19 protein-coding genes are annotated in these 21,313 nt (G+C 58.3%); 15 read left to right on the top strand and 4 right to left on the bottom strand.

Going from position 1 to position 21,313, the window contains the following annotated elements; genetic code table 11:
* The first annotated feature begins 87 nt into the window (after window positions 1–87).
* The 8 genes from mdcA (at window position 88) to mdcH (ending at window position 7,258) form a co-directional block, all read left to right on the top strand.
* Window positions 88–1,740 (top strand): malonate decarboxylase subunit alpha, encoded by a 1,653-nt coding sequence (gene mdcA / locus IBT46_RS14380; protein ID WP_105592486.1) that lies wholly within the window; start codon window positions 88–90, stop codon window positions 1,738–1,740.
* Entirely contained in the window at window positions 1,740–2,594 is an 855-nt protein-coding gene (locus IBT46_RS14385) for a triphosphoribosyl-dephospho-CoA synthase (RefSeq protein ID WP_200546234.1), read from the top strand. The genes mdcA and IBT46_RS14385 overlap by 1 nt, the downstream gene beginning before the upstream one ends.
* Window positions 2,595–2,737: 143 nt before the next feature.
* Window positions 2,738–3,037: a malonate decarboxylase acyl carrier protein gene (gene mdcC, locus IBT46_RS14390; protein WP_200546235.1), complete on the top strand. Its 300-nt coding sequence runs from the start codon at window positions 2,738–2,740 to the stop codon at window positions 3,035–3,037.
* Complete coding sequence (locus IBT46_RS14395) at window positions 3,030–3,866, top strand: biotin-independent malonate decarboxylase subunit beta (RefSeq protein WP_200546236.1); 837 nt, start codon at window positions 3,030–3,032, stop codon at window positions 3,864–3,866. The genes mdcC and IBT46_RS14395 overlap by 8 nt, the downstream gene beginning before the upstream one ends.
* Window positions 3,863–4,663, top strand: coding sequence for a biotin-independent malonate decarboxylase subunit gamma (gene mdcE, locus IBT46_RS14400; protein WP_200546237.1), 801 nt, complete (start codon window positions 3,863–3,865; stop codon window positions 4,661–4,663). The genes IBT46_RS14395 and mdcE overlap by 4 nt, the downstream gene beginning before the upstream one ends.
* A gap of 129 nt (window positions 4,664–4,792) precedes the next feature.
* Window positions 4,793–5,752 carry an AEC family transporter gene (locus tag IBT46_RS14405; RefSeq protein WP_200546238.1) on the top strand — a complete coding sequence of 320 codons (960 nt, stop codon included), beginning with the start codon at window positions 4,793–4,795 and terminating at the stop codon, window positions 5,750–5,752.
* A 1-nt stretch (window position 5,753) separates the two neighbouring features.
* The gene (locus tag IBT46_RS14410; protein ID WP_200546239.1) at window positions 5,754–6,359 is read left to right on the top strand and encodes a malonate decarboxylase holo-ACP synthase; all 606 of its coding nucleotides are present in this window, start codon (window positions 5,754–5,756) and stop codon (window positions 6,357–6,359) included.
* Window positions 6,356–7,258 (top strand): malonate decarboxylase subunit epsilon, encoded by a 903-nt coding sequence (gene mdcH / locus IBT46_RS14415; RefSeq protein WP_200546240.1) that lies wholly within the window; start codon window positions 6,356–6,358, stop codon window positions 7,256–7,258. The genes IBT46_RS14410 and mdcH overlap by 4 nt, the downstream gene beginning before the upstream one ends.
* Window positions 7,259–7,349: 91 nt before the next feature.
* Here the strand turns inward: mdcH and IBT46_RS14420 are convergent, their stop codons facing one another.
* On the bottom strand, window positions 7,350–8,276 hold the full coding sequence (locus IBT46_RS14420) for a LysR family transcriptional regulator (protein WP_200546241.1): 927 nt from the start codon (window positions 8,274–8,276) through the stop codon (window positions 7,350–7,352).
* Between the two features lie 244 nt (window positions 8,277–8,520).
* On the opposite strand from IBT46_RS14420, the gene IBT46_RS14425 reads away from it, so the two are divergent.
* The 7 genes from IBT46_RS14425 to IBT46_RS14455 all read left to right on the top strand — a co-directional run bounded on the left by IBT46_RS14425 (window position 8,521) and on the right by IBT46_RS14455 (window position 16,151).
* The gene (locus IBT46_RS14425; RefSeq protein WP_200546242.1) at window positions 8,521–9,588 is read left to right on the top strand and encodes an ABC transporter ATP-binding protein; all 1,068 of its coding nucleotides are present in this window, start codon (window positions 8,521–8,523) and stop codon (window positions 9,586–9,588) included.
* 29 nt (window positions 9,589–9,617) lie between these two features.
* Entirely contained in the window at window positions 9,618–10,592 is a 975-nt protein-coding gene (locus IBT46_RS14430) for an ABC transporter substrate-binding protein (RefSeq protein WP_200546243.1), read from the top strand.
* 21 nt (window positions 10,593–10,613) lie between these two features.
* Window positions 10,614–12,332, top strand: coding sequence for an iron ABC transporter permease (locus IBT46_RS14435; RefSeq protein WP_234480136.1), 1,719 nt, complete (start codon window positions 10,614–10,616; stop codon window positions 12,330–12,332).
* A 142-nt stretch (window positions 12,333–12,474) separates the two neighbouring features.
* Entirely contained in the window at window positions 12,475–13,740 is a 1,266-nt protein-coding gene (locus IBT46_RS14440; RefSeq protein WP_200546245.1) for a phosphatase PAP2 family protein, read from the top strand.
* Between the two features lie 153 nt (window positions 13,741–13,893).
* Window positions 13,894–14,394 (top strand): GNAT family N-acetyltransferase, encoded by a 501-nt coding sequence (locus IBT46_RS14445; protein ID WP_200546246.1) that lies wholly within the window; start codon window positions 13,894–13,896, stop codon window positions 14,392–14,394.
* Between the two features lie 115 nt (window positions 14,395–14,509).
* Window positions 14,510–15,637: an ABC transporter substrate-binding protein gene (locus IBT46_RS14450; protein ID WP_200546247.1), complete on the top strand. Its 1,128-nt coding sequence runs from the start codon at window positions 14,510–14,512 to the stop codon at window positions 15,635–15,637.
* A 253-nt stretch (window positions 15,638–15,890) separates the two neighbouring features.
* Window positions 15,891–16,151, top strand: coding sequence for a hypothetical protein (locus tag IBT46_RS14455; RefSeq protein WP_200546248.1), 261 nt, complete (start codon window positions 15,891–15,893; stop codon window positions 16,149–16,151).
* A gap of 73 nt (window positions 16,152–16,224) precedes the next feature.
* Here IBT46_RS14455 and ftnA read toward each other — a convergent pair whose 3' ends face one another.
* From ftnA to IBT46_RS14470, 3 genes are all read right to left on the bottom strand, one after another.
* The gene (gene ftnA / locus IBT46_RS14460; protein ID WP_200546249.1) at window positions 16,225–16,737 is read right to left on the bottom strand and encodes a non-heme ferritin; all 513 of its coding nucleotides are present in this window, start codon (window positions 16,735–16,737) and stop codon (window positions 16,225–16,227) included.
* Window positions 16,738–17,066: 329 nt separating this feature from the next.
* A complete protein-coding gene (locus IBT46_RS14465; protein WP_200546250.1) occupies window positions 17,067–18,689 on the bottom strand; it encodes a GMC family oxidoreductase in 1,623 nt (540 codons plus the stop codon).
* 105 nt (window positions 18,690–18,794) lie between these two features.
* Window positions 18,795–20,885: a TonB-dependent siderophore receptor gene (locus IBT46_RS14470; protein ID WP_370569466.1), complete on the bottom strand. Its 2,091-nt coding sequence runs from the start codon at window positions 20,883–20,885 to the stop codon at window positions 18,795–18,797.
* Window positions 20,886–21,313: the final 428 nt, after the last annotated feature.

Below are 21,313 nucleotides of genomic sequence, written 5' to 3' on the forward strand. Positions count from 1 at the left end.
AGCGTAATTGATGAACACCCCATTCCGGTACAGACTGGCTGCCATACTGAAAGCATCTGCAGAAGATGCACTTACAGGAGGTTAACCATGTTATCTACCCCGTCACCCCAGGTCTGGGATACACGTCGGCGCGAGAAACAGCGCCGTATAGCCAGCCTCGGTATCCCCCATAAAGTTCTGCCCACCGACGATATTGTCGCCATGCTTGAAAAGCTGATCTCACCCGGCGACCGGGTGGTGATGGAGGGCAACAACCAGAAGCAGGCTGATTTCCTCTCGCGTTCGCTGGCGCAGGTTAACCCGCAAACGCTGCACGACCTGCATATGATTATGCCCAGCGTTGGCCGCAGCGAGCATCTTGATATCTTTGAAAAGGGCATTGCCCGCAAGCTGGACTTCTCGTTTTCCGGCACCCAGAGCCTGCGTATTTCGCAGCTGCTCGAGGATGGCCTGCTGGAAATCGGCGCCATTCACACCTACATCGAGCTTTATGCGCGGCTGTTCATTGACCTCTCGCCCGATGTGGCACTGGTCGCCGGATTTAAAGCCGACCGTAAAGGCAACCTCTACACCGGGGCGAGTACCGAAGATACCCCGGCGCTGGTTGAAGCCGCTGCGTTTCATAACGGCATCGTTATCGCTCAGGTTAACGAACTGGTCGATGATGAGTGCGATCTGCCGCGCGTGGATATCCCCGGTTCCTGGATTGATTTCGTGGTGGTGGCCGACAAGCCTTTCTTTATCGAACCGCTGTTTACCCGCGACCCGCGCCTGATTAAGCAGGAACACGTGCTGATGGCGATGCTGGCGATTAAAGGCATCTACGCCGAGCACCAGGTACAGTCGCTGAACCACGGCATCGGTTTTAACACCGCCGCCATCGAACTGCTTCTGCCGACTTACGGTGAAAAACTCGGCCTGAAGGGCAAAATCTGCCGCCACTGGGCGCTGAACCCGCATCCGACATTAATCCCGGCCATTGAAAGCGGCTGGGTGAAAAGCGTGCACTGCTTCGGCGGCGAGCTGGGCATGGAAAACTATATTGCCGCTCGCCCGGATGTGTTCTTTACCGGCCACGACGGCTCTATGCGCTCTAACCGTGCCTTCTGCCAGATGGCCGGGCAGTACGCGGTCGATATGTTTATCGGTTCGACGTTACAGGTTGACGGCCAGGCAAACTCCTCCACCGTGACCCGAGGCCGTCTCTCCGGCTTCGGTGGAGCGCCCAATATGGGCCACGATCCGCACGGTCGCCGCCACGCTACCCCGGCCTGGCTGGCGATGATCAATGAACCTGACCCGCTGGCGCGCGGCCGTAAGCTGGTGGTGCAGATGGTGGAAACCTTCCAGGCGGGCGTTAAACCCACCTTCGTGGAAAAACTGGAGGCGATAGACGTGGCGAAAACCGCCGGTATGCCGCTGGCACCAGTGATGATCTACGGCGATGACGTGACCCACGTACTGACCGAAGAGGGGATTGCCTATCTCTACCGCGCCAGTTCGCTGGAAGAGCGTCGTGCGATGGTGGCGGCAGTTGCCGGTATCACCGACGTTGGACTCGGCGTGGATGCGCAGCGCGTGGCTAAACTGCGTCGCGAAGGCAAAGTGGTGTTCCCGGAAGATATCGGCATCCGCCGTACCGATGCCAGCCGTTCACTTTTGGCGGCGGGTAGCGTCGCGGACCTGGTCGAATGGTCCGGCGGCCTTTATCAGCCACCGGCTAAATTCAGGAGCTGGTAATGAGCCCGCAGCGGCAGCTCGCCGCGATCGTTGCAGAGCGCCATGCGCGGCATCTGGCCGTGGTGGCGACCCACTGCCTGCTGGAGGAGGCGAATCTGACGCCGAAGCCGGGCCTGGTGGATCGCCGGGGAAGCGGGGCGCACAAGGATCTGACGTTGGATCTCCTTGAACGCTCGGCCCACAGCCTGACGCCGACCTTCTACGCACTGGCGCTACAGTGCTGGCAGCGCCCGGCGGATATTGCTCTGCGCCAGCTGGTCGGTCGGCTTGGCCGCGAAGGCGAAGCGCAGATGATGCAGACCACCGCAGGCGTTAACACCCATCGCGGCGCGATCTGGGCGCTGGGCCTGCTGATTGCCGCCAGCGCGATGCGCGGCGGAGAAGGCAGCGTGCAGCAGGTGGTTGACGGTGCAGCCGCGCTGGCGATGTTGCCTGATGATGCGGCACCGAAGCTGTTCAGCAACGGCCAGCGGGCCAGCTCGCGCTACCGTCTGCCGGGCGCGCGTGAAGAGGCCCAGCAGGGCTTCCCGCACGTGGTGAACCTGGCGCTGCCTCAGCTGCACCGCAGACGTCGGCAGGGGGCCAGCGAAAGCGAAGCCCGTCTGGATACGCTGATGATCATGATGACATCACTCAGTGACACCTGCGTGCTGTCGCGGGCGGGCATGGACGGGCTTGAAGCGATGCAGCAGGGCGCACGAGCGGTGCTCGAAGCTGGCGGCGTGAGTCAGCCTGCGGGGCAGCGCGCGCTGGCGAGGCTCGATGCGCACATGCTGGCGCTGAATGCTTCACCGGGCGGTGCAGCCGATCTGCTTTCCGCCACGCTGTTTCTTGATCGTATCTGCCCGGCCTGATGCGCCACGCGATGCAGGCCCGCTATCGGTGCGGTGAGTCAAGCCTGCGGCGAATCACATCCGTCAGTGTGGGTTCCTGACACTCCGAAGCGGCGGCCCGTAACGGCCGTCCGACACAAGGATTTTTATTTAAAGAGGATCTTATGCAACAGATAAGCCTTTATTTTCCAGCCTCACGACGCCTAAACGGCAGAGCGCTGGCGGGCGTTGTGGGTTCAGGCGACATGGAAGTGCTGTTTGTCGCCGACGGCAGCGACACCCTGAACGTTGACATCATCACCTCGGTGGATAACAGCAGCAAGCGCTGGACGGCGCTGTTCGAGCGGCTGGGCACCTTCGGGGATTTGCCCGCCGGTCAGATGACCATCCACGACTTCGGTGCCACGCCCGGCGTGGCGAGGATTCGCATTGAGCAGGTATTTGAGGAGGTAGCCGATGCGTAACGATCTCAGCTTTATTGAACTGAATGCACGCCAGCGCGCACGGCTGCTGCTGGACCAGGGCAGCTTCCGCGAACTGTTAGACCCCTTTGAAGGGATCGTCTCACCGTGGCTGGGCATGCAGGGGATTGTCCCGCAGGCCGACGACGGCATGGTGGTGGCGAAGGGCACCATTGACGGCCAGCCTGCGGTAGTGATTGCCATTGAATGCGCGTTCCAGGGTGGCAGCATGGGTGAAGTATCGGGTGCCAAAATGGCGGCAGCGCTGGAGCTGGCGGCGGAAGATAACCGCAACGGTATTCCCACTCGCGCGGTGCTGTGTCTGGAAACCGGCGGCGTGCGGCTGCAGGAAGCCAATCTGGGCCTGGCGGCTATCGCCGATATCCACGCGGCGATCGTCGATCTGCGCCGTTATACCCCGGTGGTGGGCATTATTGCCGGCACCGTCGGCTGCTTCGGCGGCATGTCCATCGCCGCCGGGCTGTGCAGCTATCTGATCGTGACCCGCGAAGCGCGGCTGGGATTGAACGGCCCGCAGGTTATCGAGCAGGAGGCGGGCATCGACGAATATGACTCCCGCGACCGTCCATTTATCTGGAGCATGACCGGTGGTGAAACCCGTGCGGCCAGCGGATTGGCGGATGCGCTGGTCGGCGACGGCCAGAAGGCCGTGAAGCAGGCGATGCGTGATGCGCTGGCGAAGGGCGTACCGGCGGTGCACCGTTCCGAAAACTATCCCTGGTATCTGCCGCGACTGACGACGTTTGATACGTCCCGGCAGGCGGATTCACAGCAAATTACACGGCTTTTCAGCAAGGAGGATCGGTCATGAAACAGCAAACAGGACGCGGTGAAATCTGGCTGCAAACACTGACTGCCGGTGCCAGCCGGATGCCGGGACTGTGCCCGTCAGTCCAGGTTGCCGACGGTGAAATTCACGGTGAAGCCGCACGCTTTATCGCCGTCGTGGCGGATAAAAATAACCACTTTCCGCGTGCGGCGGAGGGCGAAGTCGGCCTGCTTGAGGGCTGGACGCTGGCGAAAGTGGTCAATGAAACCGTGGCGGAAGACGCAAACAAAAGCGAAAAGCGCATCATCGTGGCGGTGATCGACGTTCCCAGTCAGGCCTATGGTCGCCGCGAAGAAGCTTTCGGTATCCATCAGGCGCTGGCCGCAGCGGCAGGCGCTTACGCCAGCGCGCGGCTGGCAGGCCACGTGGTGATTGGGCTGATTGTCGGCAAGGCGATGTCGGGGGCGTTTCTGGCTCACGGCTATCAGGCTAACCGGCTGATCGCCTTCAATGACGGCGGCGTGATGATCCACGCAATGGGTAAAGAGGCGGCAGCACGCATCACTCTGCGCAGCGTTGAGGCGCTGGAAAAACTGGCGGAAACCATCCCGCCAATGGCCTACGACATTGACCACTACCAGACGCTGGGCCTGCTGGAGTCGCTACTGGATATCAGCAAACCGGACGAACCGGATGCTGGCGATGTCGCACAGGTACGCCAGGCGCTGGCCGCCGCCGTCGCTGCCGCCCGCCGCGATCCCGGACTGCAGTGTCGCCTGCAGGCAGAGAATCGCAGCAGTTCAAAACGGGTGCGTGAATTGATGCGCGCAGCCTGGTAAGAAAGTAGCTAAGACAAACCTGCCGGGTTATCTGCGGGGGCAAACGGAGCATTCGCCCCCGCAGCAATGGCCTGAAAAATAAAATAATAATCATCGCACCGGTGCTTAATCAGACTACCAGGTGATGTTATGACATATATAATTATCCATGCGCTTGCCCCTATTTTTGTGATTATGCTGCTCGGCTTTTACGCCGGCAAAGCGAAGATGGTGGACAACAAAAATGTGGCGCTGCTAAACGTCTTTGTGATGGATTTTGCGCTACCCGCCGCACTGTTTAGCGCGACGGTAAAAACCCCCTGGCTGGGGATTGTCCAGCAGTCGCCGCTGATCGTGGTGCTGGTGCTGTCGATGTGGGTGGGCTGGTTTGCCATCTATTTTATTGCCACGCGGCTGTTCCATAAGTCACCGCAGGATGCTGCCGTACTGACGCTTACCGTCTCCCTGCCGAACTATGCGGCGCTGGGCCTGCCGATCCTGGGCAGCGTACTGGGTGAAGGGCCATCGACGTCGCTGTCGGTAGCGGTATCGATCGCCTGCGGTTCGGTGCTGCTGACGCCGTTCTGCCTGCTGATCCTCGAGCGCGAAAAAGCGCTGGCGGCGGGCAACGGCCAGCAGTCCGGGATCGGTATGCTGCCAATCCTGATGTGGCGTTCGGTAACTAAACCTATCGTTTGGGGTCCGCTGCTGGGTGTGGTGCTGTCCGGGCTGGGGATCGGCATGCCGGAAATCGTGCTGGCGGCGATTAAACCGCTCGGCCTGGCGGCTACCGCTGCCGCACTGTTCCTCACCGGCGTGATCCTCTCCGCGCGTAAGCTAAGCATCAACGGTGCAGTGATCGTCGGTTGTATCACCAAGCTGCTGATCCAGCCGCTGATCGCCTGGGGCGTGGTGCTGGCGCTGGGTCTGCATGGCCAGGTGGCGATCACCGCGATCCTGATGATCGCGCTGTCGGCGGGCTTCTTCGGGGTGGTATTCGGCAACCGGTTTGGCGCGCAGTCACCGGATGCGGAGGCCGTTCTGCTAATCACGTCACTGTTGTGTATCCTTAGCCTGCCGTTGTTTATCACGCTGACTTCCGGGATGTGAAATGAGTTCACCACACGATCTGATTTGGGTTTCCGACCGCGCCGCATTACAGGGCGATCTGCCTGAATGGGTGGCCAGCCAGTGGCGGCCAGCGCTGCCGCTGGTGGTGCGCAGGGATGTTGATGAGGGCGGACGCGTGCCGGTTGGCGTACGCGGCCTGCGGCGCGATCTGCGGGCCGCAGGCTGGGTCGATCCGCGTCATATCCGGCGAATTGTGTCGCCGGAAATGCTCAGCGATCCGGCGCGGCTGCTGGCTTCACCTTATATCTCCCAGCCTCCGCTACAGGCCGCGCTTCAGCTGGCCCAGCAGGCATGGCCGTGGAGCTGGGGGATCGCCGGCAGCGTTGGCTATACGCTGGCAACCGAAGTGCCGGTGCTGCGCGACAGCAGCGACCTCGATCTGCTGATCCGCAGCCACCGGCCGCTCGATAATACCGAGCTGCTGCGCTGGCAGACGTTTATCAGCCAGCTTCCCTGTCGGGTGGATACTCAAATCGGCACGCCGCGTGGTGGTTTTGCGTTAACAGAATGGCTGCGGGAAGGGCGGGTGATGCTGAAAACACCACATGGCCCGCTGCTGACCGATCGGCCCTGGAGTACAGAATGAAAGTTCTTTTCTCTTTTCCTGGCCAGGGCGCGCAGCGGCCCGGCATGTTACAGCAGCTGCCAGACGGTGATGCCCTACTTGATGAGGTCAGCGACGTCCTGGCGGAGGATGCGCGACGGCTGGACAGCGCGGAGGCGCTAAGGCATACCCGTGCGGTACAGCTGTGCATTCTGATTAGCGGCGTTGCCCACGCCCGCGCCCTTGAGCGGCGGGGCACCGTTGCCGATATGACCGCCGGGCTGTCGATCGGCGCCTATCCGGCGGCGGTGGTGGCCGGATCGCTGGCGTTCAGCGACGCGCTGCGGCTGGTTTCACTGCGCGGTACGCTGATGGAGAACGCCTGGCCGCAGGGCTATGGCCTGACGGCGATCGTGGGATTCACTCAGGCGGATCTGCTGCCGCTGCTCGGCGACGACTGCTGGCTGGCCAACGTCAACAGCCCGCAGCAGCTGGTGATTGCCGGATCGGATGCGGCGATGGCGCGGGTCGGTGCCGCAGCGAAATCGCTTGGTGCCCAGCGCGCCTGTCGGCTGGCGGTGAGCGTGCCTTCGCACTGTGAACTGCTGGCGAAGCCCGCGCAGGAACTGGCGCAGGCCTTCCAGGCGGTCACGCTGCATCGTCCGCGCTGTGCGTATCTCAGCGGCAGCAGCGCGCGGGTGCTGTGGCAGCCGCAGCAAATTGCCGACGATCTGGCCTGGAATATGTCACGCAGGGTGAACTGGTATGACGCGATGGCGGCGGCAGAGGAACGTGACGTCGGGCTGGCGATCCAAATGCCGCCGGGCTCGGGGCTGACCGGCCTGACGCGGCAGTCATTTAGCCTCGGCGGTGAAGCGATCTCGCTGGAGCAGAGCGGAGCCGAACTCGCATCCAGGCTGGCGCAGAGGGCCAGGAGCTAGTTTCCAGGCGGCATCCGCCTTGCGCTGTGGATCGGTCGCCCGTACTGAGCTGGTCGAGCGAGCAGAAATCCGTACCGGGTGACGCAGAGGCTCAGGATTTCGCCCCGCGCTGGCGGCTGTACATCCGGCCTTCGGCGACCAGCGCCAGCAGATTCGGATCGTGCTCGCGGTTGCGTTCAAAGACAATCGCGATGTTTTGCTGCATCTGATAGGGCTGCGCCAACCGCAGCAGCTGTACCGAATTTTCATAAACCCGCTTCATCCGCCCCGGCAGCAGGGTAAAGCCCACTCCGGCCTGTACGAGGCTCAGCATCGAAAAGATATCATTCACCCGCGTGACGATCTCCGGCTCATAGCCTGCAATGGCGAACGCCTCACGAAAGCCCTGCCAGGTAGCAAAACCCTCATCAAGGGAGACAAATTTCTCCGTGCGGAAGTCGCGCAGATCCGCTTCTTTGCTAATATCCAGCCCGGAAGCCGCAGGCGCTGCGAGGAAGATATCATCCTCAAACAGCGGCAGCGTTTCCAGATAAGCGTGATTGATCTGCTCGCAGGACGTGGCGATCAGCACCGCGTCCAGCGATCCTTCCTCCAGGCGGTTCAGCAGCATCTTATTCGAGCCCATGGTCAGCTCCAGCTCCAGATCCGGGCGGCGCAGCTTCATGCCCATAATCAGCTGCGGAATAGTTTCCAGGGTCAGCGAATAGAGCGTGCCCAGCCGCAGATTTCCCTGGCTCATTCCGGCCGTTTTTCGCGCCTCTTCCACGCCGCGAGACAGCAGATCCAGCGCTTCCTGGCTGTACTCCCACAGCGTATGCGCGGCGGGCATCGGCACCAGATTGCGCCCCTGATGAATAAACAGCGGGCAGCGCAGGCTCTCTTCCAGACTGTGCAGGGCGCGATGCACGCTGACGCTGCTGATCCCAAGCGCCGCCGCCGTACGGGCAAGATTGCCTCTTGTCATAAAGGCGATGAATATTTCCAGTTTACGAACGGTGATATCCGAATCGATGCTCATTTTGACCTGTTTCCGTTAGTCGCAATGTGGTGAGTTTAGCGAGTTTATGATGAAGAGACGCGCCGGGTTTTACGCTTTGATGCGGCGAAATCCGGACAGTACATTGCCATTTTCCCCTGATTTTCCCGCGCTTTTCAACGGCGACGAGCGGCAGCCGGTTCATTCTACCTGCTGTCACCGGGCTGTCATCTTTGCTCAGTATGTTCTAAGCCGTTGCTTTAATTGAACGGAGTCCGAGTGCCCGATGTCTGCGATCCTGATCGACAATCTGTGTAAATCCTTTGGCCAGCAGCCGGTGCTGCGCAATGTCTCGTTGCAGATTGAGCACGGGGAGTTTATCGCCGTTCTCGGGCCTTCCGGCTGCGGAAAAACGACGCTGCTGCGTACGATTGCCGGGTTTGAAATCCCGGACTCCGGTTCGATAACCGTCGGAGAACGCTGCTACAGCGCACCGGGTCAGCATCTGCCTCCCGAGCAGCGCGAGCTGAGCGTGGTGTTTCAGAACTACGCCCTGTGGCCACATATGTCGGTGGCGGAAAACATTGAATACAGCCTGAAAGTGAAGGGCATGGATCGCGCCAACCGGCGTATTCGGGTGGATGCCGCGCTGGATCTGGTCGGCCTTGACGGAATGGGTGAACGGCGGCCGGCGGATCTTTCCGGCGGGCAGCGACAGCGCGTGGCGCTGGCACGTTGCCTGGTCACACGGCCGCAGCTGGTGCTGCTGGATGAGCCGCTGGCAAACCTTGACGTACATCTTCGCGCGGCGATGGAAGAAGAGTTCACCCGCTTCCACCACCATGCAGGTGCCACGCTGCTTTACATCACCCACGACCAGCACGAAGCGATGGCGCTGGCCGACCGTATCGTGGTGATGCAGGCGGGGCAGGTAATGCAGTTCGCCACCCCGCAGGAGCTTTACCGCCAGCCCGCCTGCGAAATGGTGGCACGATTCATTGATGATGGCCGGGTTGTGCCGGTTGGGGATATCGAACCCGACGGGCAGGGCTCAGCCTGGGTCACACTGTTTGGCCTGCGGGTGAAACTGCGCGCCAGCCCCACTCAGCCAGTCCTGCCGAAAGGCAAAATCTGCCTGCACGCCAGCGACCTGCAAAGGGTAGCGCATGATGCACCCGGCTTTGACGGCGAGGTCCGCCGGGTTATCTACCGTGGTGGCTACAGCCAGCTGGAAATTGAACCTTTGGGCGATCCGCAGTGCCGTCTGACCCTAATGCAGTCAGACGCCGCACCGCCGCGGGTCGGAGAACGTATAAGGCTGGCCGCCACCGACGGCTGGGTCATTCCGCACTAATTTCTTTTTCAATTCACTAAGGACTACAGATGCGTAGCACGGTAAAAATTCTGGCACTGCTGGCGTTCACCTCTCTGTCAGCCCAGGCGGCCGATGGAAAACTGGTGGTTTATACCTCGCAGGCTCCTGAAATCGCTCAGCAAACGATTGAAGCTTTTAAAGCCGCTAACCCCGGTATTGAGGTGAGCTGGACCCGCAACGGCACCACCCAGTTGATGAACGTGCTGCGCACCGAGATGATGAGCGGTGACGTGAAAGCCGACGTGCTGCTGGTGGCGGACTCTATCAACCTGGGCGCGCTGAAGAAAGAGGGCAAGCTGATGGCCTACGCGGATGCGCCGGTCAGCCATATCAGCCCGAATTTCTACGATAAAGATAAGACCTGGTTCGGCACTAAAATCATCGCCACGGTGATTGGCTACAACACGCAGAATGCGAAACCGGTGAACAGCTGGATGGCGCTGACCGATGCCAGCAATCGCGGCCAGGTGGCGGTGCCCAGCCCGCTCTATTCCGGCGCGGCGCTCTACCATCTGCATACCGCCATCAACACCCCGACCATCGGCTGGGAGTTTTATAAAAAGCTGGCGGCCAACGGCATTACACCGGAAGGCGGTAACGGCCCGGCGCTGAAAGCGGTCGCCAGCGGCGTCGCTAAATACGGGATCATTACCGATGCCGATTTGATCCGCGCGAAGAAGCAGGGATCGCCGGTCGATCTGGTCTATCCGCAGGAAGGTGCGTCGTTTGTGACCGAACCGGTGGCGATCCTTGCCGGTGCGCATAACGTGCCTGCCGCCAAAGCCTTCGTTGACTTTATGCTGTCGGAAAAAGGCCAGCAGCTGGTCGCACAGCAGGGCAACCGTCCGATCGATAAACGCGTGGCGGCGCCGGAAGGCTTTGCGCCAATTGATTCGATCAAACTGCTGACGCTGGACAGCGATAAAGCCGTTAACGATGACGCCCAGGTGCGTGAGAAATTCACTGAAATCTTTGGCGGTTAACCGATGAGCGTATTGCCCGGTATGATGCGCAGCGCCCGCCACCCCCGTGCGATCCGCTGGCCCGGCAGCGAGCGGTGGATACTCTGGCTGCTGGCGATAATGATTGGCCTGCTTTCCATTGCGCCGCTGGCGCGGCTGATCTGGGCGGCCATTGCGCCGCAGGGCATACCCGACAGCGAGCGGCTGCTGCGGCTGTTGAATACGCCCCGGGTGCTGCGCGCTACCGGTAATACGCTGTTTATTGCGCTGGGTGCCACCGCGATCTCACTGCTGCTGGGAACCCTGGCGGCGTGGCTGGTGGCGCTGAGTGATATTCGTGCCAGGGCGGCGTGGGTCTTTGCCTTTATTCTGCCGCTGATGATCCCGCCGCAGGTGACCGCGCTGGCCTGGGTACAGGCGATGTCGCCCTCCGGACCGCTGATGAAACTGCTGGCCGGGCTGGGAGTGCCTCCCTTCGCCGGTGCGCCGACGCTCTATTCAATGAGCGGCATTATCCTTTTACTCGGGCTGCACAATGCGCCGCTGGTGTTTCTGGCGGTGCGGGCTGGATTACAGCGCCTGCCGTCCGACCTGGTGGAAGCGGCAAAGATAGCCGGAGCCTCGCCGCTCAGGGTGCTGTTAACCGTGATCCTGCCGCTGGCGCGCCCGGCCATTTTCGCCGGGGCTGCGCTCTCCTTCGTGGCCGCCGCCGGTAACTTTGGTATTCAGGCGATGCTGGGAATTCCTGCCAAAGTTCCCACGCTGATTACCCTGATCTATCAGCAGCTGAACAGCACCGGCCCCGGCGCGCTGCCCGATATGGCGGTGCTGTCGCTGCTGCTGGCAGCAATCACCCTGGCCGGAATGCTGATCAGCAGCCTGCTGGGCGGTCGGCGCGATGTTCGCGTTAGCGGCACGGCGCACGCGCTCACTCAGTCTCTTGGCCGCTGGCGACTGTCGGTAGAAGCGATCGCCTGGCTGCTGATGGCGCTGATCCTGCTGCTGCCGCTGTCGGCGCTGCTGACTACCTCGCTGACCCAGGGCTTCGGCCAGGCGCTGAACTGGCAGACGCTGACGCTGATTAACTACCGCAACGCGCTGTTTGACTATCCGGCAGTGCGCCACGCCTTTTTCACCAGCCTCTGGCTGACGGCGATTGCGGCGGCGATCCTGACCCTGATGGCACTGTTTATAGCCTGCTACCTCAGCTGGCGGCGTAGCCGCCTGGTGCGGGTGCTGCATCTCTCCAGCGAACTGGCCTATGCGCTGCCGGGCGTGGTGACCGGTATTGCTGCGCTGCTGTTTTTCCTGCGGCCGCTGCCGCTGGTCAACGTCAGCCTGTATGGCACGGTGTGGATTATCCTCGCCGCCTATCTTTCCAACTTCCTTGCGCTGGTGCTGCGCCCGACGCTGGCGGGTTTTGCCCGCGTGGAGCGCTCGCTGGATGAGGCGGCACAGCTTGCCGGTGCGGGCTTCCTGCGGCGTATGCGCGACATCCTGCTGCCGCTGGTGGCACCGTCGGCGATTGCCGGGGCAATTCTGGTGTTTCTTACCGCGCTGAACGAAATCCAGGTTTCGATCCTGTTGGTAACCTCTTCTACCCAGACGCTGGGACCGACCATCGTCTTCCTGGATGAGGGCGGATCGTCGACGCTGGCGGCGGCGGTGGGCTGCCTGATGATCCTGGTGGTGGTGGGGCTGATGCTGCTGGCCTCCTGGTGCGCGCGCAGGCACGAGGGCGTGCTGCCGTGGCAGGTATAAGATTAACGCGGCCGGTTTTAGACAAGGTTTATGACAGGATGCGGGAATCTGTATCGGAATATGTTTTGCCATAAAAGTGCCATATAGCGGGTCTAGTCTGCGGGCGACAGGGTTAACTTATTGATGATAATGAGGATGATTTATGCGCTTTCGTCTTACGCTTCTTGCCGCTTCGCTGCTGATTGGGCCGCTGGCACAGGCTAAAACCACCGCAGAGCTGCCGCAGATTGCGGCCATCGCCAACACCACAACCCCGGCCAGTAACAGCCCGGCGGTAGTCGCCCTGGAAGGCTCGGTGCAGACCGCGCTGATTAACAGCATCAAGGGTGACAGCGCCACGCTGGCGCGCAGCCAGCTGGAAACGGCAAAGCAGGGCGGTAAGCAGGTAGATAAAGCCTGGCTACAGGCCAGCGGCTATGATTTCGGTAAAAAGGCCAATCAGCAGGCGGGGATTGAACTGCTGAGCGCCTTCAGTAAGCTGCCGGAAGCAACGCTGGCGCAGAATCTGGCAACGGTAGAAAACATCAACCTGAACGCCACCGACGGCGCACGCCGCCAGGCGCTGGTGGATGCCGAAGGGCAGAACTACCTCTATTTCCTTGCCGATGCGCTGGGGCCAAAGCTGGGTGAGGCGTTTATCCGCGCCTATGATAAAGGCGAGCTGGGCAAGGCGGCGGCGCTGCTGAAGGCCAGTGAAGTCAGTACCAGCGAAGCGAAGAAGCACTTTGACTATAAGCGCCCGTTCCTGATCCCTGGCAACACCATCCATTTGGTGCCGGACAGCGCGGTAGCTAAAGATAACCACCCTTACACCGCAGATGGCGGGTCGTTCCCCAGCGGCCACACCAACACCGGCTACACCGATGCGCTGTTAATGGCACAGATGCTGCCGGAGCGCTATGTACCGCTGATCGATCGCGGTGCGCGCTACGGTTATTCGCGCATTGTTCTGGGCGTTCACTATCCGCTGGATGTGATGGGTTCAAGAATGGTGGCAGAGCGCAACGTGGCGCACTATCTCAACGATCCGCACTATCGTGAATTGTTCGATGCCGCGAAGCAGCAGTTGCGCAGCGCGCTTGAGAAAGAGTGCGGTACGTCGCTGCGCGAGTGCGCGAAGGTGCCAGCACAGGATGACCCGTATGCCGCCAAAGCGATGCAGACTTTCTATCGCTTTACCATGACCTACAACCTGCCTGTCGCGAAGGTGAAAGCCTCGCCGCTCGTTGTTCCTGAAGAGGCTGAGGTTCTGCTGGAAGCGCCGCTGCCGAATCTTAGCGCCGCCCAGCGCCGCCAGCTGATGGTACGCACCGCGCTGGCGGACGGTTATCCGCTCTCCGGCGATGCGTCGCAGAGCTTCTGGCAGCGCCTGAATCTGCATGACGCGGTGAAGGCGGCCGGGCGGTAAGTCTGCCGAGCGCCGGATACGAATTAACCTGATGTTTTATCATGCTAATGATGTAGTCTGAATGGGCTGAGAAAGCAGACGGCAACTTGTTGTTGTCGTCTGCATTGACTAACCCTAATGCGGTCTGTGGCCGCCAGAGAGAGTACAACATCAATGAGCGAATCCGGCACAACCCTCCGTATCGAACCCTACAGCGCAAAACACCAGGCAGCAGTTATCGATTTAATCCTGCCGATTCAGACTAACGAGTTCAGCATCCCCATCACCGCAGAGCAGCAGCCCGATCTTAACGATATCGAAAACTTCTATCAGCAGGGGCACGGTCAGTTCTGGCTGGCGCTGGTGGACGAGCGCGTGGTTGGCTGTATTGCGCTGAAGGATATTGGCAATCGCCAGGCGGCGCTGCGCAAAATGTTTGTGGCGGCTGAATATCGCGGTAAGGCTTACGGGACCGGGCTGGCGCTGCTGAATGTATTGCTGGCCTATGGCCGCGAGCAGGGCTTAAGCGATATCTTCCTGGGCACCACCGCGCTGTTCCTTGCCGCGCATCGCTTCTATGAGAAAAACGGTTTTACGGAAATCACCGTTCCCGAACTGCCCGCTTCCTTCCCGGTGATGAAGGTGGACACTAAATTCTATCGCTATACCTTTTAATACCGTCATGAAATGAAATTTTTTGACACATCTTGTTTTAACTTTCATCGCCACGTAGCATGCCCCTGCAAGATTTGAACTGAGAATTATTATCATTGTCCTTGTGGGGTTTGCTATGAAGATTTGGGGTAAAACGGGCATCCTGCTGGCCGGGCTGATCGCCTCTGCCAGCCTGTGGGCTGCGCCATTTGTAGTGGAAGATGTCAGCGGCCGTAAGGTTGAAATTAAATCGGAAGTGAAGAGGGTGATCCTGGGGGAAGGACGGCAGATCTATCTGCTGGCGGCCTTCGATACCGAGGCGCCTTTTCAGCGCGTAGTAGGATGGCGTGACGATTTGCCGAAGGCGGATTTCGACAGCTACCAGATCTATGCAGAGAAATACCCGCAGATTAAAAAGCTGCCGACCTTTGGTGGGGCAAAGGACGGTACGTTTAACGTTGAGCAGGCGCTGACCCTGAAGCCCGATCTGGTGCTGATGAACCTGGAATCGAAAGCGGCGACCGACGAGTCGAAGCTGACCGAAAAACTCGACAAGCTGGGCATCCCGGTGGTGTTTATCGATTTCCGCGAAAAACCGTTTGAGAATGCCGAAAAAAGCATTCGTATTATGGGCCAGCTGGTGGGTAAACCCGAGCGTGCTGAAGAGATCGTCGCCTTCCGCCAGCAGCAGATTGATATCGTGACCGACCGCCTGAAAAACTTCACCGGCAAGCGTCCGAAGGTGATGCTGGATCGCGCCGGTGGTTACACCGAAGAGTGCTGCATGTCGTTTGGCGATGAGAACTTTGGCCGCATGGTTGAAGTGGCTGGAGGCATTAATATTGCTAAAGGGCTGATCCCCGGCACCTTCGGCACCCTGAACCCAGAGCAGATTATCGCCGCGCGTCCTGATGTGGTGATTGTGACCGGTGCTAACTGGAAGAACTACAACACCGCCGGCGGTTGGGTGGGCGTGGGGCCGGGGGCGGATATCGCGGAAGCAACGAAACGCTTAACGGCGCTGATGGCGCGTCCGGCATTCCATACTCTGCCGGTCGCCACCAACGGCAATGCGCACGCGATCTGGCACCAGTTCTACGACAGCCCTTACCAGTTTGTGGCGATCCAGGCGATTGCGAAATGGCTGCACCCTGAGCTGTTCAAAGATATCGATCCGGATGCCACCTTCCGTGAATTCCATCAGCGTTTCCTGCCGGTAGCTTACAAACCGGGCTATTGGGTGACGTTACCTGCCAGCCACTAATTAGCGGCCACTAAACAAAGGGTGCTTTTCGCACCTTTTGTTCAATAACTTAGAAATCAATATCTTGGCAGAAAAATTCTTTATTATCGTTATTTCGCTCATATCCATTAACACTTCGCACTGAACTGCCACCTTTTTCTCCCCTATTTTATCTCCAGGACGATGTCACTGTTCTCTCCCTGCTGCTTGCGATACCCGGCAGGAGAACGGTGTCGTTTCAGACGTTATGGACAGGTTTAACAGGGAGTGAGCCATGAAAATCTTTATCCGGCGATGGTTATCAGCTCTGTTCATCATAGTATCGGCCACTCTGCATGCGGGAAGCGATTCGCAGGAGGAAGAGCTGCTGCACGACGATCGCCGTATGGTCTGCGGCGATCTCAACGAGCCCGTTCCGCAGACCAGCCAGCACCCCGGCAAGGTGGATCTGAAAGCGATAGCGGTATATTTGAAAAGCCTGGTCAGTGACGCTCCTCCTGCTTCTTCGCCAGTTGAAAGCGATTATGCAGAATAAAAAAAAACCACTCTCAATGAGAGTGGCCTGTGAGTCTGTTCGCGGACGCGCCTTTTCCGCTTAATACCGTCGATCAGTCGGCAGAGTGTGCGCCCGGCTCGCCCATCTTTTTCAAATCTTTGTCGAGGAAGAACAGTGCCTGGCCGCTGTTACCAACCAGAGCCAGTTTGTCCAGCACGGATTTGAACAGCTTCTCTTCTTCGTGCTGCTCGGCAACATACCACTGCAGGAAGTTAAAGGTTGAGTAATCCTGGGTGGTCATCGCCGCGTGGGCCAGTTCATTGATCTTTGCAGTGATCAGCTGCTCGTGCTGATAGGCCTGCTCCAGCACTTCATTCAGCGAGTTAAAGGTGACCGGCGGTGCATCAATGGTGCCCAGCACCGGCATCGCGCCGGTATCGCTCAGGTAATTAAACAGGCGCTGCATGTGCTGCATCTCTTCTACAGAGTGCTCACGCAGGAATGCGGCGGCACCGTCAAAACCCTTATCGTTGGCCCAGGCGCTCATTTGCAGGTAGAGGTTGGCAGAGTAGAATTCCAGATTCAGCTGATCGTTCAGCTTGGCGGTCATTTCATTCGTCAGCATGGTGACTCCTTAAAATTATTATTAACTGTGGATGACAGGTGATTTCTGCGCATTATGCACCCATCCATAGAAAATAAAAACCGTTTATTATAGCAAAAGCTAAATTTATTTTAGGTGATCTAACTCAATGATTTTGATTGTATTTATTTTTACTTTAAATATAATTCGTTCAGTTTTTTAAATAAGTTTGATAACCATTCTTATTAATAATTACATAACTTGTTGGTTGCGAAATGAGAATTAATCTCTTTAAGAATATTCTGTGCATGGATTAATTCTAGTTGAATAAGAAGCTTCTGCCACAGGGCAGAAGCCAGGTATTATCGCCGCTAAGAGACGGTGTTAGAAATATCCTTAAGGATCAGATCGGCAGCGCGTTCCGCGATCATAATGGTCGGCGCATTGGTATTGCCGCTGGGGATCTGCGGGAATATGCTGCAATCCGCAACGCGCAGCCCGCTGATGCCGTGAACGCGCAGCTTTAAATCCACCACCGAAGTCGCCGGATACGGGCCCATTCGGCAGGTGCCAATCGGGTGATAGACGGTTTTAATGTCGTCGAGTATGAAATTGGTGATGGCGTTGATGTCGTCTTCTTTCACCTCGTTCAGATGTAAAATATGCCCGACAATCGATTGCAGTGACGGGCTTCGCAGCAGGCGAAGCCCTGTCTGAACGGCCCGAATCTGCCCTGCCAGATCCGCCGGATCGCTAAGATAACCGGCATCGATAGCCAGTTCATCGCTCGGGTTACTGCTGCTCAGCCGGACCTCTCCGCGCGATTTACTCGGTAAATAGCCGACCTTCAACGTAATGCCGTGTTCGCTACCGGCGGGGTTTGCCCCTGGCCCGTTTTCAAAATTATCCAGAACCGGCAGGAAGTGCACCTGTACATCTGAGCGACCGCTGCCGGTGGTGTCTATCAGCGCGCCGCCCTCCAGGATGTTGCTGGTAAGCAGGCCGCCGCGGAAGAACTGCCACTGTGCGAAGTTTCTTACCGCCCGCAGACCTTTGTCCTCGCCCCACATACTGTTACCGGTGGTGACGGTAGCGTTCAGCGACATATGCAGATGGTCCTGATAATACTTACCGACTGGCAGATCGGCACAGGTAACAATGCCCACGCTATCGAGATGTTTTTGCGGCCCAATGCCGGACAGCATCAGTATTTTTGCGCTGCCGAAGGCTCCGGCACTGAGGGTCACCTCCCGGCGGGCATAGGCCAGGCATTGCTGTTTACCGTGCGTATGGTAAACCACTCCGCTTGCGTGGCTGCCTTCCAGAATAAGATGCTGTACTTCAGCATCGGTAATCGTGGTCAATTGTGGATTGTTTTTTACTCGATCGAGATAAGCGCGCGAGGTACTGGCGCGTTCCCCATGGTGAGTGGTGGTCTGCCACAGACCAACGCCTGCGGGCGCGCCGTCGTTGAAGTCGTTCACGTAGGGCAGGCCCTGTTCCTGTCCGGCACGGACAAAAGCATCCGTCAGCGGATGGCGGAACTGGTTTTCACTGACGCTTAGCGGCCCCCGCTGAGCGTGATAGGTTCCGCTCAGGCACTCATTGTTTTCTGCTTTTCTAAAGAAGGGGAGCAGATCGTTAAAGCTCCAGCCACGGCAGCCATATTCCTCCGCCCAGTCGTCATAATCCTGCGGCTGGCCGCGTAGATAGATCATACCGTTGACGGAGCTGCCGCCGCCCAGCACGCGGCCTTGAGCGACCTGCATCACGCGTTTATTAACATGCTGTTGGGGAAGCGTACGGTAGGGCCAGCGGGTTTTAGGGGAGAGTTTTACCAATCCGGCGGGCATTTTGTGGAACAGGCTGTTATCACGGCCGCCCGCTTCCAGCAGCAGGACGCTGCCTGCCTGGGCCTCAATCAATCGTGAGGCGATCACGCATCCTGCGGAACCGCCACCGATGATAATGTAGTCAAATTGCTGCTCTGCCATAGTTTATCTCCTGAAAGCGACGATTTGCGTCGTCAAAACATCCGATGTACTTCAGGAGTTAAACTACGTTTCACTCGGGGTGAATGGCTATTTTAAACGTGCGGATCAGAAATCCATTTTTACAGTGAACTGCACTTCGCGCGGATCGCCAATCTGGTTAGAGAGATTATTTGTCGCGATAGACGAGGTGTAGTACGTTTTGTCGAAGATATTCTTGACGTTAACCTGTAGCGTGACAGGATGCTCTGCTTTGATTTTGTAAGAAGCAAATGCATCGGCAACCGCATATCCCTGGAGGGAATAATCCTCGCCGTTGTCGCCGGAACGACGGCTGACCGCATGACCGCCGCCGCCGACGGTCAGCGTATTGCCGTCATACACGTTGTGGAAGTCGTAAGTCAGGAACAGCGATCCGGTGTGGCGCGGTACGTTTGGCAGCATCTTCCCCTGGTAATCGGGATCTTCCATCACTTTAGCGTCGGTATAACCATAGCTGGCGATGACGTTGATGTTCTGCGTCAGCGCGCCGGCAACATCCACCTCGACTCCGCGTGAACGCACCCGACCGGCGGTTTTCGCCACGCTTTCACCGTTAATGGTTTCGGTATACAACACGTTGTTTTTGTTGATGTTAAACAGGGTGACGTTGGCCGTTACGCCGTCAAACAGATCGAACTTGGCACCGGCTTCCCACGCGGTGGCGGTTTCCGGCGGCAGCTCGCCAATGTAGCTGGCAATCGAGTACTGCGGCATAAACGAACGTGAGACGTTAGCGAACAGCGAGATACCCGGCGTGGCTTTATATACCAGGCCAAACTTCGGTACCCAGGCATTGTCGGTGCTGTCGGTATTGACGTTAAACGGGCGGCCCTTACCGGCATATTCGGTAAAGTACTGATAGCGCAGGGCGCTGACCGCAATCCACTTATCGGTCAGATACAGAGAGTCCTGCACGTAGGCCGAGTAGCTGACCTGCTGAATGGTCTGGTCGCTGTCCGAGGCGGAGACCGTGGTGCATTTACCGGTCGAACCGTAGGACGGATTGTAGATATTGAAGTCCTGCACGTTCTTACAGCGGATCATATCGGTGCGCAGCAGATCGTAGTTCTCGTACGCCACCCCGGTCAGGATCTCGTTGTACAGTCCGCCAATCACCACGTCGCCCTGCAGATCGAAGCGCGCGGAATGCTGACGCTGGGCCGATCCCTGCGTGGCGTCAACGCGGCGGGTCAGGTTGCCGGTGGCGGCGTCATACTTCATCACGCGCGCCTGATTGTCGCTGTATTTATCCTGGCTGAAGCTGTAGTCAAACTTCGCCGTCCACTGATTGTTAATGCGGTATTCAGCATTCAGCTGCGCAAGATCCGATTCACCGTCGGTGATGTTGTACTCTTCATCAAAGCGAGTTTCACGGCTTACATTCACCGCGTGGCCGGTATTCAGATCGAAGATGGTGCCGCGATCGAACGGCGTACTGTAGTTACGATGGGCATAAGAGACATTGACCGTCGCATCGTCGCCAAACCAGGTCAGGGACGGGGCAATAAAGCTGCTGCGCTCCTTGCCGAAGTTGCGCCAGTAATCTTCGTGCTGATAGGAACCAATCAGGCGATACGCCAGGTTGGTGCCTTCGATCGGCCCGGTCAGGTCCACCGTACCGGTGCCGCCGCCAAAGCTGGTGGAAGTGGCTGAAACGGAACCGCCAAAGGTGCGTTCCGGGCGCTTGGTGATCACGTTAACCAGCCCGCCGGGGTCGAGGATGCCGTACAGCGTAGAAGCCGGGCCTTTCAATACCTCAACCCGTTCGGTAGCGGCGTTAAAGCTGCGTGGCAGAACGGTTTTCAGGCCGTTAGTCAGCACGGAACCATCGCGGTTGCTGCCGAAGCCACGGCGCACAAAGGCATCCTGCGTGCCGCCCAGAGTGTTGGTCTGCACCACGTTACTGACGTTGTTAAGCACTTCATCCAGCGTGGTGGAGTGCTGATCTTCAATCACGCGATCGCTGACGGTATTCACCACCTGCGGGATATCCAGCAGCGGCATATTGGTCAGGGTGGCTGTAGTAGAATTCAGTGGCTGATAGCCGGAGGTCATGGTTTTGTCAGCATCGGCGACGCTGGCTTCCACCGTCATCGTTCCCGCATCTTTCGTTGTTTTGTCGCTGCTGCTGGCCGCAGCGGGGGCTTCTGCCGCCATCGCTACCGAAGAGGCCAGCGTGCCGATGAAGATTGCTGAAAACAGCGCATAACCCTTTTTCCCCAGAAAAGAAGGCTTTAACTCAGTCATTTAATTTTTACCCTGCACGTGTCTCATCTTCGTTGCTGAGATGAGAGGAGTTTTCGTATTCATTGCCCGATTGATTGCGATTAACGCTGCCTACCCGTTAGCCCGTTTAATGGAGTCGGATATGTAATTGAGAATCATTCAAACATGCTGATATGTAGTAGTAAACGCAAAAATAAGGAAAAAATCATGCAAGCTTTTTAACGCCGGGTTGTCACATTTCCTGTCGGGTTATTATTTTTTAATTTGTTGATAATAATGATTAATTAAAATATTTTTCTTTCCTGAAGATTCCATAAAATCGCGAAGCGAGATGTTTTAATAAGCACCGCATTAATTCT

It is taken from the genome of Erwinia sp. S38, from assembly GCF_016624545.1.
GTDB lineage: Bacteria > Pseudomonadota > Gammaproteobacteria > Enterobacterales > Enterobacteriaceae > Erwinia > Erwinia coffeiphila.